A 16192-nucleotide genomic window follows, 5' to 3' on the forward strand; every position below is an offset into this window, starting at 1 on the left:
ATTATGATTGCGTTGATTCAACGGGCGTTCAGCGCCAATGTCGTGGTTGATGGGACGGTTGTGGGTGAAATTGGCCCTGGCTTGTTGATATTACTTGGTGTCGAACAAGAGGATACCGAGCAAAAAGCACGGCGCTTATGTGAAAAGGTATTGGGTTACCGGGTTTTCGGTGATGAAGACGACAAAATGAATCTGAATGTCCAGCAAGCTGGGGGCAGTGTGCTGGTGGTTTCACAATTTACGTTAGTGGCTGATACGCAAAAAGGTATGAGACCGAGCTTTTCACGAGGTGCAGTTCCTGCAGAAGCTGACCGGCTTTATCAGTATTTTGTTGCTCAGTGCCGCGAGCGTGGTGTAAAAACTGAAACGGGAATATTTGCAGCGGATATGAAAGTTAGCTTGGTCAACGATGGCCCAGTGACTTTCTGGTTGCAAGTATAGAGACAGGATTTCACCCAAGATTGAGGAATCTAATATAGATTTTATTGATAATTTTAAAGAGAGAATGCTCCTATGTATCACTTGCGTGTGCCCACAACAGAACAAGAACTTAAAGATTATTATCAATTCCGTTGGGAAATGTTACGCAAGCCGCTACATCAACCGATAGGCTCTGAAAAAGATGCTTATGACGCGATGGCCCATCATCAAATGGTGGTGGATGAGCAAGGGAAGCCTGTTGCTATTGGCCGTTTATATATAAATGCTGATAATGAGGCCGCTATTCGCTTTCTGGCTGTGGACCCTTCAGTTCGTGCTAAGGGGTTAGGGACGTTAGTCGCGATGACGTTGGAGTCTGTGGCGCGCCAAGAAGGGGTAAAGCGGGTAGTGTGTAGTGCTCGTGAAGATGCGGTCGATTTCTTTGCCAAGTTAGGTTTTGTCAGCCAAGGGGAAATAACGGCCCCGCAGACCACACCCGTTCGTCACTTTTTAATGATTAAACCGGTGGCAACCATGGATGATATCCTGCATCGCCCAGATTGGTGCGGCCAGTTGCAGCAGGCTTGGTACGACCATATCCCACTCAGCGAAAAAATGGGTGTGCGCATCAGCCAATATACTGGCCAGCGGTTTGTGACCACGATGCCAGAGGCGGGCAATCAGAACCCTCATCATACTTTATTTGCCGGCAGCCTTTTTTCGTTAGCGACGTTAACGGGCTGGGGGTTGATTTGGTTATTACTGCGAGAACGTCATTTGGGCGGCACAATTATTCTTGCTGATGCTCATATTCGCTACAGTTCCCCCGTCACTGGACGACCACGAGCGGTTGCAGAGCTGAGTTCACTCAGTGGGGATCTGGATAGATTGGCGCGTGGCCGCCGTGCCAGAGTGCAGCTAGATGTGAACTTATTTGGCGATGAAGATGCTGGTGCCGTATTCTCAGGAACTTACATGGTTCTACCCGTCGAAGCAGGGAGTGATGGGGTTAACTAATTATTATCTTACCCGTTCATTGATAACTGATGAGCGGGTTGCGCGATAAATGATGGCAGTGAAGTGTGATTTAATGTTCTAACCTTTCATAATATTATCAAATATATTCTAGTTTTTAGTTCTACACTGTTTGTTTTGATTAATACAGTGGTGATAATTTTTTATTCCTATCGCTAGAAAATTTCATATTTATTTCTTAACCATTTCTCAATATTACCTAGCAGTAAATAGAGTAACTAATACACTAGACGATGCGTGGTAATCGTTATTTAATTACTCATCACCCGACGTTTTATTTTATTTTTTAATTTTTACCCTATCTTAGGTTGTTATTAATAAGCTAATTTGATTGTCGGATTATTAAGTTTATTGATGTTTTTAATTTTTATTAAAGAGGGAATTAAGATGAATAAGGACTGGCATAGACAAGAGATATTAGCCGCTATACGCAAAAAGAAAGGCTCTCTCTCAGCATTATCACGAGAGAGCGGGCTTTCCCCCGGAACACTGGCTAACGCACTGACACGCCCATGGCCAAAGGGCGAGATGATTATTGCAAACGCTATTGGTATTACTCCGCAAGAAATATGGCCTAGTCGATTTATCGATTATCGCGGATGTAGCATTATTCGAAGAATAAGAAAAATCTAGGAGGGTAAGACGATGTATAAATCGTTATTAGATTCAGTTAAAATGTTAATCCCATTTTGGAAAAATAGCTCAGAGGCTTGGGGAGTAAAGGATTGTAAATCAATATTCATCTATGCTAATAATAGATTTTGTGAGTTATTAGGGTTACCTGATAAATTTAATGTGGAAGGGCGGTTAGATGGGGAACTTCCTGCTCCTACAGCAGACTTTCAAGCTGAATTTCAAGAGCATGACCGGCAGGCTATATTATCGCAAGAGCGAGCGACAACCATCGAAATTCATGCATTTGAACGGCAAACTTATTTTCAGCCTTATTTTTGTGATAAATATCCATTAATAGATGAACACGGCATCGCTCAGGGCCTTATTTTTCACGCAAGGTCAGTGCCAAATCTCATTCTGATGCATTTAAATAAAATAAAAGTCCCAACGTCGCTTATATTTACTCCTCCATCAGAATCATTTTCGAAAAGAGAATGGGAAGTGTTGTTTTATGTTTTGCATGCTTTTTCAAGTAAAGAGATTGCTAAAAAACTCCATTTATCACCTAGGTCAGTCTGCAATATAATCCAAAGCATCTATAGCAAAGCTGGAGTTACCAGTAAAAATCAGGTCATAGATTATTGTTATGAAAATAAGATCAATAATTATGTCCCGCAAAGCTTCTTTGAATATTCAGGTTCTTTCCCATTAACATAAGGAAAGTTAAAATATAATTGGAGGTTATAATGGATGAAAACTTAAAGAATTCACTGGATGTACTAATAAGATTTTGGGAACACAGTTCAGAACCATGGGAGGTAAAAGATAATCAATCAAGATATATTTATGCAAATCCTAAATTCAATGAATTTTTAGATTTGCCTAAAAAATATAATGTGGAAGGGCGGTTTGATGGTGAACTTCCTACTCCAGTCTCAGAGTTTGAAGTCGAATTTCAGAGGCAAGATAGGCAGGTGGAGTTAATACAGGATCGTGTTACATCGGTTGAAATACATCTACTTAATGGACTTTCTTATTTCACAGCTTATTTTTGTGATAAATATCCTTTAATCGATGAAAACGGCATTTCACAAGGGGTTATTTGCCATGCCAGGCCGGTGCAGGATCTCATATTAACTCATTTAAATAAGATAAAAGTACCCACATCTCTTGTATTCACTCCGCCATCAGAATTATTTACCAAAAAGGAATGGGAGGTTTTATTTTATATTTTACACTCATTCTCCAGTAAAGATATTGCGAAAAAGCTCCATTTATCATCCAGAACTGTCAGTAATATTACTCAGAAAATATATGATAAGGCTGGTGTTTCCAGTCGGCGGCAGATAGTGGATTATTGCTATGAAAATAATATCAATAATTATGTCCCGCAAAGCTTCTTTGAATATTCAGGTTCTTTCCCGCTTATACAGGGATAAGCCGCTGCGCCGATTACATGGGGTATTTAGCGTAATCGGCGGTTGTTACTCAATGGCAATCCGGTAAGACAGTATTAACCGCCCTTATTGCCCTGCTATGCCATGCACCTCGCCGTGCTGCATTGTTTGGTTAACTTGCTGCCCGTGGCTATCAGTGGCTTGCAGAGAGCCATTAAGGGTTGGTTTCAATGGCTTATCTGCTGCCAAGTTACCTTTTATCTGCAATTTCAAATTACCCAGCCCTTGCAGCGGTAGTCCTTGTCGCGATAATATTGGCCAGCCCCAATTTTGTAAAATGTTAAGGTCGACAGAGCGGCTAGTCAGCGCGAGTGAGAAGGTTCTGGCGGGTGTTTGGTCAATCGTGGCGCTGGCTTCCAGCAATCCCTCTGTAGTGAAAGCACTTAAATCACTCACTGTAATTTGTTGTTCATTAGCGCTTAGAGCTAATGATGGGCGGCGGACATCGTTTTTATTAAAGGTCGCATTCCCGGCATTCAACATCAATGAACCAGACCATACTCCCCATTGATGATTTTTGGCGAGCAGTAAATGAGTCCCCGCGGCATCCAGTGACGTAATTTGGAACGGGAAATCTGGGCTGATATCAATCAACAAGTTACGGTTAGCACTTAACTTGCTGATATAGACCTCAGACAACCAGTTTGGCAGTGTTTGTTGCCATTGCTGCTTCCAGTCAGTGGGAAGGGTATAAACCAGAGCCACCAGTGTCAGCTCATCGAGTTGTAGGCGGTGGGTATCCCGCGCCCAGTTCCCCTGGGTTCTTAATAGACCATCTTGCCAACGAGTGGAGAACTGATTAATTGCTATCCCTGCTGGTGATAATGCTAATGTCGCGATAGGGTCAATCAGATGAATATTACCTTTAATAATGTCACCGGCATTAAGGGATAATTCCCCATCATCACTTTGCCAGTCACCTTGCTTAAACGTGATGTTTTTAAGGGTGAGATCTAAGTCATTAAACGCCCAATTTTTCCCTTCAACCCGCGCATCAATTAAATCAAAGCGTTTCAGCGTAATGGGCGGAAGTTGTAAAAATGTATTCCAGACATCTTCTAATGCTGCCGAGGTTTGTAGACGAATATTACTCAAGCGTAAGCTTCCGACCAGCCAACTTCCATCAGCGGATTGACTGGCATTGCCAGTCAGCTCCCCTTGCGCGATATCAGCCCCGAAGTTATTCAAAGTAAGTGTGTTTTTCTGTATTGAGCCTTGCAAATACAGTTTTTCAGCTGTGATGCCATTGATGCTCAAAGAACCCGCGCTGAACTGAAATTGGGCATTTTCACCCAGACTATTACCGGGCATTGGTTGCCAAGGGATCAGGCCGCCATTAACTTGTTGCCCAGCCACTGTCCACTGACCTGCCTGATTTTGCGGCTCAATAGTGGTATTGAGCGCCATATTGGTCAGCCTTAAAGTATCAGCCTGCAAGGGTAGCGGTGATGTGCTGTTATTGAGAGTTAAACTACCATTTTGCAAATTAAGGCTGAGAAGATGGCGAGGCTCGGTCAGTTGCTGCCAGCTCAGACCCAATACGGCCTGCTGGGCAATAAGAAACGCAGGCTGATTGGCCCGCCCGAGCGTGATATCAGTCAAGCTGACTTGCCCAGGTTGTGACCATGAGTGGTCTATTTTCCCCAGAGAAAGGCGATATTCGCTGTTATCACTGACCCAACGGCTTAACCAACCAGCAGCCCAGCTAGTCTGAAGCAATACATAGCACAGCACTATAGACAGTACTAATAGCAGTAATAACGTTAGCAGCACTTTCCCGAGAAATTTCATCCGGTATTTCCACGCCTGTCTGTATACGGAACTCTGTTTATGCCGCAAATTGTCCATTAGCTCAATAGACAATCAGTTATTGGAGCATAAAAAAATGGCCGGTGTCGTTTACGACCGGCCATTTCAGTGACGTATTAGCGTGAAGATTATTTTTCTTCTGGGAAGAGTAAGTTAAGTACGATGGCAGTAATACCGCCAGCTGCAATTCCAGAAGAAAGTAGGGTTTTAATCCAGTCAGGTGCAAATTGCAGAATCAGTGGTTGCTGTGCCACACCCATACCGACCGCCAATGACAACGCCATAATCATAATCGCGCGGCGATTAAGGGTTTCGCGAGAAACGATCCGCACTCCGGAAGCGGCAATCGTGCCGAACATCACGAGAGTTGCACCGCCCAGCACGGGTTCTGGAATATGCTGCACAAACCCAGCCACCGCAGGGAATAGGCCCAGAACAATCAGCATCAGTGCAACCACAAAACCGACATAGCGGCTGGCAACCCCGGTCAACTGGATAACTCCATTGTTTTGGCCAAAGCAGGAGTTCGGGAAAGTGTTAAACACGGCGGAAAGCATGGAGTTCAAACCATTTGCTAACACACCGCCCTTCAGGCGTTTCATGTACAACGGGCCACGAACCGGTTGCTCTGATACATCTGAGGTTGCGGTGATATCCCCGATGGTTTCAAGTGAGGTCACCATGAAGATAAGCATCAGCGGCACCAGCAGGTTCCAGTCAAAAGACAAACCATAGTACAGCGGCGTTGGGATGGTAATCAGGGCGGTGTCTACGACTGGGCGGCTTTCAGGCAACATACCTAGCGCCCACGCCAACAGATAACCCACTGCCATGGCGATAACCAAAGAGGCCACTCGTAGATACGGATTGCGCTGGCGGTTCAGTAAAATAATGACTAACAGCACGGAGCCGGCTAATAAGAGATTTTTAGGTGAGCCAAAAGTATGGTCGCTCATCGCACCATAACCGCCACCAATAGATGTCAGCCCAACTTGAATCAATGACAGGCCGATAATCATCACCACAATACCGGATACCAGAGGGGTGATAATGCGGCGCGCCAGATGCAAGAAACGGGAAAGTATAATTTCGGTACAGGACGCAACCATCAAGGTACCGAACAAGGCCGCCATCATGGTCGGGATATCAGCCCCACCATTTTTCAGCGCCAAACCGCCCATAATCAGCGGAGAAACAAAGTTAAAACTGGTGCCCTGAATGGATAACAGGCCAGAGCCCACCGGCCCCCAAGTTTTAATTTGCAGCAGCGACGCCAGGCCGGAGGCAAACAGTGACATGCTGATAATGCGCTGGGTATCTTCCGCTGGCAGCCCTAGCGCCTGACAAATTAGCAGGCCGGGGGTTATCACCGCGACAAACATAGCCAATAAATGTTGGCATGCGGCAAACAAAGTTTGGGTGAGTGGCGGGCGGTCTTCTAAACGATAAATGAGTTCGCTGGGGCGAGTTGTTGTTTGCTGCGGTGCATCAAGTTCGGCGGATTGCGTAGACATGGAGTGGCATTCCCGGATCGGCAAAGAGGGCATTTTAATGATCCGCCTCACAAAAGCAATCGGTTGCGCTGTGTTTTCTTAAATATTCTTGTTTGCCGCTAGTTCATGTTTTTCTTTTACTAAACTTGTAATCGAGAGGATTTTTTTTTCTAATCCTCTTCTTACTGCTTTGGCGTTTATTAAGGAACTGTCTAACGTCATATTTTTATTCGATATTTTAATCGCATGGAGTACCAAGATGTTTCATCTCGATACCTACGGCACGCTAGTCGCGGCCTGTCTGGTTTTATTGTTAGGCCGAAAACTCGTACAAACAGTCCCTTTTCTAAAAAAGTACACTATTCCAGAACCTGTTGCCGGTGGCCTGCTGGTGGCTTTCATGATGCTGCTGATGCAAAAGACCCTCGGTTGGGAAATCAGTTTTGATATGTCGCTGAAAGACCCCTTGATGCTGGCATTCTTTGCAACAATTGGCCTGAATGCTAACTTGGCGAGTTTACGCGCCGGTGGCAAGGCCTTGAGTGTGTTTGTCTTTGTGGTCGTTGGCTTGCTACTGATGCAGAACGCAATTGGCATCGCTCTCGCGAAGCTGATGGGTTTAGATCCGCTCATGGGCTTATTGGCTGGCTCAATTACATTATCCGGTGGGCACGGTACCGGCGCAGCATGGAGCAAAGTGTTTGTTGAACGCTATGGCTTTGAAAATGCAACTGAAGTGGCCATGGCTTGTGCAACATTTGGCCTTGTTTTGGGCGGGTTGATTGGTGGCCCAGTGGCTCGCTATCTGGTCAAACACTCTTCCACACCAGATGGCACCCCAGAAGACAGCGAAGTACCCTCCGCTTTTGAAAAGCCTTCGGCGGGCCGCATGATAACTTCATTGGTCTTGGTCGAAACCATCGCCATGATTGCGATTTGCCTGATGGCTGGCCAAGTGATTTCTAGTGCGTTACAGGGCACGATGTTTGAGTTACCGACCTTTGTCTGCGTGTTATTCGTCGGGGTTATTCTCAGTAACACACTCGCGGTAATCGGCTTCTATAAAGTCTTTGATCGCGCGGTTTCGGTGTTGGGGAATGTCAGTTTGTCACTGTTTCTGGCAATGGCCTTGATGAGCCTGAAACTGTGGGAACTGGCTTCACTGGCATTGCCGATGTTGGTTATCTTGTCGGTACAAGCATTGGCGATGGCGCTGTACGCTATCTTTGTTACTTATCGGTTGATGGGTAAAAACTATGATGCGGCCGTGTTAGCGGCGGGCCATTGTGGTTTTGGTTTAGGTGCGACACCGACGGCCATTGCGAATATGCAGGCCATTACTGACCGTTTCGGTCCATCACATTTAGCTTTCTTGGTGGTGCCGATGGTCGGTGCGTTCTTTATTGATATCGTCAATGTGATCGTGATTAAGCTTTATCTGTTGCTGCCAATCTTCCCGGCGGTAGTGGGATAATTTTGTTGTAAGAATAGTCTTAAGGGGCGGACAAAACCGCTCCTTAATCATCAAGCATTGGTATAACGCGTTCGCTCTGGTAGCCAGCGTTCTATTAATGCCTGTGCATGTTCGGGATATTGTTGATGCAGGTGGCGAGCTACTCTTTGCACTTCTGGAATCATGGCCTGATCACGCAGTAAATCAGCCACTTTAAACTCGGCACTGCCGGTTTGGCGCGTCCCTAATAATTCGCCGGGGCCACGTATTTCTAAATCCCGCTGGGCGATAACAAAACCGTCATTACTGTCACGCAGCACTTGCAAGCGCATCTGAGCCGTTTTACTCAGCGGTGTTTTATACAGCAGAACACAGTGTGAAGCGACGGCTCCGCGGCCCACACGGCCACGTAACTGGTGCAATTGCGCTAACCCTAACCGCTCCGGATTATCGATAATCATCAAACTGGCATTCGGGACATCAACCCCAACTTCAATCACTGTGGTGGCCACCAATAATTGCAATTCACCCTGTTTGAAAGCCAGCATAACCGCCTGTTTTTCTGGCCCTTTCATCCGGCCGTGCACCAAACCGACTTTAATCTCCGGCAAGGCGATTTTCAGCTCCTCACAGGTGACTTCCGCGGCTTGGGCTTCTAGTAGCTCAGATTCTTCAATCAAGGTGCAGACCCAATAAGCTTGGCGGCCCTCTTCCAAACAGGCATTTTTGACCCGTTGAATCACATCACTGCGGCGAGTATCTGGAATTGCCACTGTCGTGACTGGGGTTCTACCTGGGGGAAGTTCGTCAATGACCGAGGTATCGAGATCAGCATAAGCCGTCATGGCCAGCGTTCGGGGGATGGGGGTTGCCGTCATAATCAACTGGTGTGGGTGGAAGCCTTGCTCTTCGCCCTTTTCCCATAATGCGAGCCGCTGATGAACACCAAAACGATGCTGCTCATCAATAATAACCAGTGCTAATCCAGAAAATTGTACTTGTTCCTGAAACATGGCGTGAGTACCCACGACCATAGAAACCTGACCGCTGGCAACCGCTTCTTGCTGTGCCAGCCGTGCTTTGCCTTTTTGTTTCCCAGCCAGCCAGCCGACTTGTAAACCTAACGGCTCCAGCCATTGACGAAAAGTATTGGCATGCTGTTCAGCCAGTAACTCAGTGGGAGCCATCAACGCGACCTGCTTACCGTGGGCAATAGCACGCAGTGCGGCCAGTGCGGCAACCAATGTTTTACCCGAGCCAACGTCCCCTTGAATCAGCCGCATCATCGGGAAATTATGTGTCATATCTTGCTCGATTTCCGCCACAACCCGCTGTTGGGCTTGGGTTGGCGTGAAAGGCAGTGCCGCAAGAAAACGTTGTTTAAGTTGTTCTTCGGGCAATAAGGATAGCGCCCGATAACTTTGTGCTCCCGCCCTGACTGCCAGCATGCTGAGGTTATGGGCCAGCAGTTCTTCCATTATCAGCCGCCGTTGAGCAGGATGCTTGCCTTGTTCTAACTCGGCTAGTTGAATGTCTGCTGGTGGACGATGCAAAGTATGAATCGCTTCTGGCAGGCTGATCAGCGAGCGGCTTAATTCAATCGGCAACAATTCAGCAATGACGCTGGAATCCAGCATCGCCAGAGCTTGATCAATAAGTTTACGCAAAGTTGCCTGGCGAATACCTTCCGTTGTGGGGTAAACGGGCGTCAATGACTCTTGTAATTCAACACCGATATTTTCGCCATGCACCCGATATTCTGGGTGAATGATTTCAGGGCCAGTATTTCCCCGTTTAGCCTCACCATAGGCAATTACATGCTTACCCGGCGATAAGCTGTTTTTCATTGCGGCATTAAAATTGAAAAAGCGCAGGGTGAGCACACCGCTACCGTCGCTGATTTGGCAGGTCATCATGCGGCGGCGGCCAAAACTGATATCAGAGCGGAGAACTTCACCTTCAACAGTGACGGAAAGGCCGGGCAACAGATCGCCAATTCGGTATAGTCGTGTGCGATCTTCGTAACGTAGCGGAAGGTGAAGCAGTAGGTCTTGAATGGTTTCCAGACCCATCTTAGCCAGTTTTCCGGCCTGACTCGCGCCAACACCGGAAAGTGTACTGAGGGGTACGGCATCCAGTAGGCGGCCTTTCATTTAAGACTCCTGGATTGCATGGCGGACCACCATTGCTCATCAGCGATAACCTGGCCCTGCTCATCAATATGAGGCCGGGGAAGCCCTTTGCGTTTAGCCACTTGCGCCAGCACCGGGTAGCCACCTTCGAATAATAGCCGCTGTTGCTCATCCTCTGACAAAACACTTTGTGTTCGCCGATACATACCGGCATTTTGCCGCTGCCGTTGGGCTTCATATAAAATGAGTGCTGAAGCGACTGATACATTCAGGGATTGCACCATCCCGATCATCGGAATAATGATATCTTTATCCGCCATTGCCAAAGCTTCTTTAGATATCCCTGTTTTTTCCTGCCCCATTAAAATACAGGTGGGACGAGTATAATCGATTTCACGAAAATCAACTGCTTTATCAGATAGATGAGTCGCGAGTATTTGCATACCTTGCGATTTTAGATGAGTTATGGCTTCGGTAATATCAGAATGTGTTTTTACCTGAACCCAACTGTTGCTACCGGCCGCCGAAGAGAGTCGCGTGTACATTTCAGGGGTAGGCCAAATCGCGTGAATCTGATGAATACCGACGGCATCAGCAGTGCGAATAATCGCGGAGACATTATGAGGTTTATGTACTTGCTCCAGACAAACCGTCAGGTCCGGCTGCCTGGTAGCAAGCATTTCACAAATCCGCGCATAGCGTTGAGGATTCATAGGCGTTAATTACGGTTGCGGCTGACTTTGACCACATCTGGCATGATACGAATTTTACGCATAATGTTAGCCAGATGGACTCGGTCACGAGTAGTCAGGCGAATAAAGGCACTGTATACCCGGCCATCTTTCTCTTCAGTATTCAGGCTCTGAATATTCGATTCGGCCGCATTAATTGCCGCAGTCAGATTGGCCAAGGCACCTTGCTGGTTGAACATATCGACTTTAATTTCAGCAATAAACTCTTGCTCAGTCTCTTGGTCCCATTCAACCGCCATAAACTTCTCTGGCTCTTTTTGGTAGCCACGGATATTACGGCAGGATTCATGATGAATGACCAAACCTTTGCCGGGGCTTATATGGGCGATAATTGGGTCACCTGGAATTGGACGGCAGCACTTGGCAAAGGTAATCAGGACACCATCAGCACCTTTAATTGCCAGGTTACGGGTACCAGAACTCGCCAAGGTGGAGGGGTCACCCAATAGGTTTTTCGCCACCACCACACTCATTGCGTTACCCAACCCGATTTCTGCCAACAAGTCATCCAGCGTCGCCAACTTCATACGATCCAGTTCATGTTTGATATTTTCTTCAGAAATATCAGACAGTTTTCGACCATTACCTAAAGCATGATTCAATAATCGGCGGCCAAGGCTTACCGATTCATCACGTTTAAGGTTTTTCAGCAATTGACGAATTTTGGCGCGAGCTTTCGAGCTGACAACAAAATTCAGCCAGGCGGCATTTGGTCGTGCACCTGGAGCGGTAATGATCTCAACAGTTTGGCCACTGCTTAGTGACTGAGAAAGCGGATAGGGCTGGCGATCAACGCGTGCACCGACACAGGCATGACCAATATCGGTATGCACGGCATAAGCAAAATCGACAGGCGTTGCACCGGCAGGCAATTCAACAATGCGCCCTTCCGGGGTGAAAACGTAAATCTCATCAGGGAACAAATCAGATTTTACACTTTCAATAAATTCAAACGAGCTGCCCGCGCTTTGCTGTAATTCCAGCAAGCTTTGCATCCAGCGCTGAGCGCGGATCTGTGCGGTAGTACCGGACTCACCTTGCTCTTTATAAGCCCAGTGTGCCGCAACCCCCATTTCGGCCATCTGATCCATATCTTCAGTACGGATTTGTACCTCTACCGGAACCCCATGAGGGCCGATTAATGAGGTATGCAATGATTGATAGCCGTTAGCCTTAGGGATGGCAATATAGTCTTTTACTCGGCCAGGGCGGGGTTTATACAGGCTATGAGCTTGCCCCAGCACGCGATAGCAAGTATCAACTTCTTTAACGATAACCCGAAAGGCATAGATATCCATGATGGAGTGAAAACGCTGCTCCTTCAGGTTCATCTTGCAATAGATGGAATAGAGATGCTTTTCTCGACCACTGACGCGGCAAGGTATTCCTGCTTCTGTCAGACGCCCTTCAATCTCCGCCAAGATTTTTTGGATCATCTCTTTGCGGTTACCGCGTGCGGCTTTCACCACTTCTTTAATCACGCGGTAGCGATTAGGATAAAGCGCTTCAAAACCCAGCTCTTCCAGCTCAGTTTTTAAATGGTGAATACCCAATCGGTGTGCCAGTGGGCTATATATTTCAAGGGTTTCGCGGGCAATACGGCGACGTTTATCCGGGCGCAAAGAGCCCAGCGTTCGCATGTTATGGGTGCGGTCAGCCAGTTTGATCAAAATGACGCGGATATCCTGCACCATCGCCATGATCATTTTGCGGAAGTTCTCCGCCTGGGCTTCTTTCTTATCGCGGAAGTTCAGTTTATCGAGTTTAGAAACGCCCTCGACCAGCTCGGCTACGCTTTTCCCAAACAACTGCTCCATATCTTGATAAGTAGCAGGGGTATCTTCAATGACGTCATGTAACAGCGCCGCCATTAAGGTTTCGTAATCGAGCCGCATCTCCGCAAGAATACAGGCCACAGCAACCGGGTGAGTGATATAGGGCTCACCACTGGAGCGTGTCTGACCCTCGTGAGCATCACGTGCGACAAGGTATGCCTGTTTGAGGCGCTTAATCTGCTCCTCTGGCAGGTAACGTAGAATCAGCAGATTCAGGCTTTCAAACAGGTACAAAGTAGACTCGCTGTCTAATTAACGACGACCTTCAGCAATCGCGGTTACCGCTTGGATCTCTGCGGCTTCCTGCTCTTGCTGTTCTTGGCGTTCACGTACATCGAGAATCTGATTTGTAATCAGGCCTTCTTCGATTTCGCGCAGCGCAATCACAGTGACTTTATCGTTTTCTTCTGGAACCAGTGCGTCTTTACCGCCGGACTGGATTTGACGTGCCCGACGAGCAGCGACCAACACCAGGTCAAAACGGTTACCAATTTTCTCTACAGCGTCTTGAACAGTTACGCGTGCCATAATTCTGCTACTCCACAGGTGACGAAATGACTGGGCATGATACTGAAACTCTGTTCAGTCTGCCAATAATTTGGTGATTAAAGCGTCATGCCGCTGTTTCTGGCGGCCTAAACGCAGTCGTTCAGCGCGAATAATGGTTTTCAGATCAGACAATGCCAGATTGAAATCATCATTCACGATTAAATAATCATATTCTGCGTAGTGGGTCATCTCCGCGACAGCTTGCGCCATTCGCTTTGCAATAACCTCCTCGCTATCCTGCCCACGGCCACGCAAGCGGCGATCCAATTCTTCTTTGGATGGAGGCAAAATAAAAATACTGCGCGCGGTCGGCATTTTTGCGCGAATTTGCTGCGCGCCTTGCCAGTCTATATCTAAAAACACGTCGACACCGGTTGCGAGAATCTGCTCAATCGCCAGACGTGAGGTGCCATAGTAATTTTCAAAAACTTTGGCATGCTCAAGAAAAGCATCGTCATCAATCATTTGGCAAAATTCTTCTTTAGAAACAAAGAAGTAATGTTCGCCGTGATTTTCCCCTGGACGTATATCACGTGTGGTATGAGAAACAGAAACCTGCGTGTCGTACAAAGGTTGTGTTTTTAACAAAGCCTGAATCAGACTTGATTTCCCTGCCCCACTAGGTGCAGAAACTATGTATAGCGTGCCTTGAACCATGATGACGTTTCAGTTGATTAGGTTGATATGTAGAAAGCAGAAGTGTGAATCTCCGCACAGTATACACGGCTGTAACGCGTCATGCAGCGTTACAACACATTTCACCTCAATGTTTCGCCCATAAACAGCACGTTTTTATGATTTTGCGGGGAGCATTGCGTAATTTCAGCTTGTTGCAGCAAGTGCAAAAGTATTATTCGGTCACTTACGCATTTAAGTTTTTTCCCCTTCGACGGACGAGCCATTTCAGGTTTTACTGCCCGCCAGCAAAGGGAGGTACTGATGAATGCGCAAAAAATTGAAAATACTAAGCCTACTGATTCTTGGTTTTATAAATTGGGGGGCCAGAGCGGAGTCTGTGTGCCCTGAATGGTCAGAAGAAAGAATGTCAGGCGAAATTGATCTTTTGGCGAAGCAGCTCTTTCAGTGGGATTTGGCATATCACCAGCAAGGTATTAGCCTGCTTTCTGATAATATTTACGATCAATTGCAGGACAAACTGCATGGGTGGCGATTATGTCATGGGCTACCGGATACGAAGAATAGCACGTTGATAGCGGGTAACGGGAAGAGTCCTCATCCTGTTGCTCACACCGGCTTAAAAAAGCTTAAAGATGAAACTGCACTTATTGACTGGATGGCGGGGCGGAAGAATCTCTGGGTGCAGCCCAAAATAGATGGCGTTGCGGTCACACTGGTTTATCAGTCAGGAAACCTGACTCAAATTTTGAGTCGAGGAAATGGCTTGAAAGGTCAGGACTGGACGGATAAAGCACCGCTTATTTCTGCTATTCCTCAATATATTACCGCAGCGCCCCCTTCGTTAACTCTACAGGGGGAATTATTCTTACAAATGGAGGGGCATCAACAAGTGCAGTCGGGAGGTGTCAATGCCCGAGCTTCTGTTGCAGGTGCACTGATGCGCAAGTCTACAACTCCATTCCTGACCAAATTGGGTATTTTTATTTGGGCATGGCCGGATGGGCCAAAAAGTATGAAGGAAAAAACTGCATTATTAAAAAAAATGGGATTTCCTTTAACTGCTTATTACAGCGAACCCGTCTTTTCCAGTAGCGATGTTGCTCATTGGCGAAAGCTCTGGTTTCAAATGCCGCTACCTTTTGTGACTGATGGCGTGGTTATCCGTCAAGAAGATGAGCCAGCAGGGCGTCATTGGCATGCAACACCAGGAAACTGGTCTGTAGCATGGAAATATCCACCTCCCCAGCAAATAACTGAAATAAAAGATATCCATTTTACCGTTGGTCGCACTGGTAAAGTTACCGCTATTTTACAGGTAGCTCCGGTAAAAATTGATGACAAATGGATTCGTCGAGTAAATATTGGATCTATTGCCCGCTGGAAACAGTGGGATATTGTGCCGGGTGATCAAGTCACTATCACATTGGCTGGGCAGGGTATTCCACGATTGGATAATGTTATCTGGCGAGTAAGCCAGCGGCACGAAATCACCCCGCCTGCTGCAAATAAGTTCCATCAGTTAAGTTGTTTTCACCTTTTACCTCTTGAGTGCAAACCCCAGTTTCTATCTCGCTTAGCATGGCTTAGTGGTGCTAACGGGTTAGATATGCAGGGTGTGGGAAGTGGGCTCTGGCGAGAACTTGTCCACCATGGGCTTATTAATAGCTTGGTCGATTGGTTGTCACTGTCTGTAGAGCAGATTGCGGCCGTTCCTGGTATTGGGCAAGGTCGAGCAGAGAAGATTTATCTGCAATTTCAACGCGCCAGACAACAGCCTTTTCCTCAATGGTTACAGGCTTTGGGATTCCCGCAGGCAATACCTATTGATTCTCAGTGGCACTCTTTACAACAATGGAGTATTGCCGAATGGCGCTTGATATCAGGTATTGGGGCAGTGCGGGCAAAACAAATTAATCATTTTTTACATCACCCAGAAATCCAAACGATGGCTGATTTCTTATCGCAACAGGGAATTACAGGGTTTCGGCCCGAAGAGTAATCAT

General features: G+C 46.8%; 14 protein-coding genes. 7 read left to right on the top strand and 7 right to left on the bottom strand.

Annotation, left to right across the window (positions count from 1 at the left end; all coding sequences use genetic code 11):
• The first annotated feature begins 3 nt into the window (after positions 1-3).
• From dtd to OVO64_RS16765, 5 genes are all read left to right on the top strand, one after another.
• Complete coding sequence (dtd, locus tag OVO64_RS16745) at positions 4-441, top strand: D-aminoacyl-tRNA deacylase (RefSeq protein WP_145509453.1); 438 nt, start codon at positions 4-6, stop codon at positions 439-441.
• A gap of 72 nt (positions 442-513) precedes the next feature.
• The gene (gene fabY, locus OVO64_RS16750) at positions 514-1437 is read left to right on the top strand and encodes a fatty acid biosynthesis protein FabY (protein ID WP_038637829.1); all 924 of its coding nucleotides are present in this window, start codon (positions 514-516) and stop codon (positions 1435-1437) included.
• A gap of 405 nt (positions 1438-1842) precedes the next feature.
• Positions 1843-2088 carry a helix-turn-helix domain-containing protein gene (locus tag OVO64_RS16755; RefSeq protein ID WP_038637833.1) on the top strand — a complete coding sequence of 82 codons (246 nt, stop codon included), beginning with the start codon at positions 1843-1845 and terminating at the stop codon, positions 2086-2088.
• 12 nt (positions 2089-2100) lie between these two features.
• Positions 2101-2787 carry a helix-turn-helix transcriptional regulator gene (locus tag OVO64_RS16760; RefSeq protein WP_267248902.1) on the top strand — a complete coding sequence of 229 codons (687 nt, stop codon included), beginning with the start codon at positions 2101-2103 and terminating at the stop codon, positions 2785-2787.
• Positions 2788-2816: 29 nt separating this feature from the next.
• Positions 2817-3509, top strand: coding sequence for a helix-turn-helix transcriptional regulator (locus tag OVO64_RS16765; protein WP_050292164.1), 693 nt, complete (start codon positions 2817-2819; stop codon positions 3507-3509).
• A gap of 84 nt (positions 3510-3593) precedes the next feature.
• Here the strand turns inward: OVO64_RS16765 and OVO64_RS16770 are convergent, their stop codons facing one another.
• Complete coding sequence (locus OVO64_RS16770) at positions 3594-5318, bottom strand: AsmA family protein (RefSeq protein ID WP_267248903.1); 1725 nt, start codon at positions 5316-5318, stop codon at positions 3594-3596.
• Between the two features lie 146 nt (positions 5319-5464).
• Positions 5465-6850, bottom strand: a complete 1386-nt coding sequence (locus OVO64_RS16775) for a uracil-xanthine permease family protein (protein WP_038637845.1) — start codon at positions 6848-6850, stop codon at positions 5465-5467.
• A 238-nt stretch (positions 6851-7088) separates the two neighbouring features.
• On the opposite strand from OVO64_RS16775, the gene gltS reads away from it, so the two are divergent.
• Entirely contained in the window at positions 7089-8303 is a 1215-nt protein-coding gene (gene gltS, locus OVO64_RS16780) for a sodium/glutamate symporter (RefSeq protein WP_038637848.1), read from the top strand.
• Positions 8304-8353: 50 nt separating this feature from the next.
• Here gltS and recG read toward each other — a convergent pair whose 3' ends face one another.
• From recG to gmk, 5 genes are read right to left on the bottom strand one after another with little or no spacing between them, the layout of a single operon-like run.
• Positions 8354-10435: an ATP-dependent DNA helicase RecG gene (recG, locus tag OVO64_RS16785; protein WP_267248904.1), complete on the bottom strand. Its 2082-nt coding sequence runs from the start codon at positions 10433-10435 to the stop codon at positions 8354-8356.
• Complete coding sequence (trmH, locus tag OVO64_RS16790) at positions 10432-11127, bottom strand: tRNA (guanosine(18)-2'-O)-methyltransferase TrmH (protein ID WP_004392059.1); 696 nt, start codon at positions 11125-11127, stop codon at positions 10432-10434. Before trmH ends, recG begins: the two co-directional genes overlap by 4 nt.
• A 5-nt stretch (positions 11128-11132) precedes the next feature.
• Positions 11133-13235, bottom strand: a complete 2103-nt coding sequence (spoT, locus tag OVO64_RS16795) for a bifunctional GTP diphosphokinase/guanosine-3',5'-bis pyrophosphate 3'-pyrophosphohydrolase (protein ID WP_267248905.1) — start codon at positions 13233-13235, stop codon at positions 11133-11135.
• Between the two features lie 18 nt (positions 13236-13253).
• A complete protein-coding gene (gene rpoZ / locus OVO64_RS16800) occupies positions 13254-13529 on the bottom strand; it encodes a DNA-directed RNA polymerase subunit omega (RefSeq protein WP_004392061.1) in 276 nt (91 codons plus the stop codon).
• 54 nt (positions 13530-13583) lie between these two features.
• Complete coding sequence (gene gmk, locus OVO64_RS16805) at positions 13584-14207, bottom strand: guanylate kinase (protein WP_038637858.1); 624 nt, start codon at positions 14205-14207, stop codon at positions 13584-13586.
• A gap of 286 nt (positions 14208-14493) precedes the next feature.
• Here gmk and ligB point away from each other — a divergent pair, with 286 nt between their 5' ends.
• The gene (gene ligB, locus OVO64_RS16810; protein WP_038637861.1) at positions 14494-16188 is read left to right on the top strand and encodes an NAD-dependent DNA ligase LigB; all 1695 of its coding nucleotides are present in this window, start codon (positions 14494-14496) and stop codon (positions 16186-16188) included.
• The last annotated feature ends 4 nt before the right edge of the window (positions 16189-16192 follow it).

Origin of the sequence: Yersinia sp. Marseille-Q5920 (assembly GCF_946902935.1) — a bacterium.
Taxonomy (GTDB): Bacteria; Pseudomonadota; Gammaproteobacteria; order Enterobacterales; family Enterobacteriaceae; genus Yersinia; species Yersinia rochesterensis.

Bases quoted from the DNA above. Each gene is read 5' to 3' on its own strand.
- dtd (WP_145509453.1), top strand. From the start codon at position 4: ATGATTGCGTTGATTCAACGGGCGTTCAGCGCCAATGTCGTGGTTGAT.
- fabY (WP_038637829.1), top strand. From the start codon at position 514: ATGTATCACTTGCGTGTGCCCACAACAGAACAAGAACTTAAAGATTAT.
- OVO64_RS16755 (WP_038637833.1), top strand. From the start codon at position 1,843: ATGAATAAGGACTGGCATAGACAAGAGATATTAGCCGCTATACGCAAA.
- OVO64_RS16760 (WP_267248902.1), top strand. From the start codon at position 2,101: ATGTATAAATCGTTATTAGATTCAGTTAAAATGTTAATCCCATTTTGG.
- OVO64_RS16765 (WP_050292164.1), top strand. From the start codon at position 2,817: ATGGATGAAAACTTAAAGAATTCACTGGATGTACTAATAAGATTTTGG.
- OVO64_RS16770 (WP_267248903.1), bottom strand. From the start codon at position 5,318: ATGAAATTTCTCGGGAAAGTGCTGCTAACGTTATTACTGCTATTAGTA.
- OVO64_RS16775 (WP_038637845.1), bottom strand. From the start codon at position 6,850: ATGTCTACGCAATCCGCCGAACTTGATGCACCGCAGCAAACAACAACT.
- gltS (WP_038637848.1), top strand. From the start codon at position 7,089: ATGTTTCATCTCGATACCTACGGCACGCTAGTCGCGGCCTGTCTGGTT.
- recG (WP_267248904.1), bottom strand. From the start codon at position 10,435: ATGAAAGGCCGCCTACTGGATGCCGTACCCCTCAGTACACTTTCCGGT.
- trmH (WP_004392059.1), bottom strand. From the start codon at position 11,127: ATGAATCCTCAACGCTATGCGCGGATTTGTGAAATGCTTGCTACCAGG.
- rpoZ (WP_004392061.1), bottom strand. From the start codon at position 13,529: ATGGCACGCGTAACTGTTCAAGACGCTGTAGAGAAAATTGGTAACCGT.
- gmk (WP_038637858.1), bottom strand. From the start codon at position 14,207: ATGGTTCAAGGCACGCTATACATAGTTTCTGCACCTAGTGGGGCAGGG.
- ligB (WP_038637861.1), top strand. From the start codon at position 14,494: ATGCGCAAAAAATTGAAAATACTAAGCCTACTGATTCTTGGTTTTATA.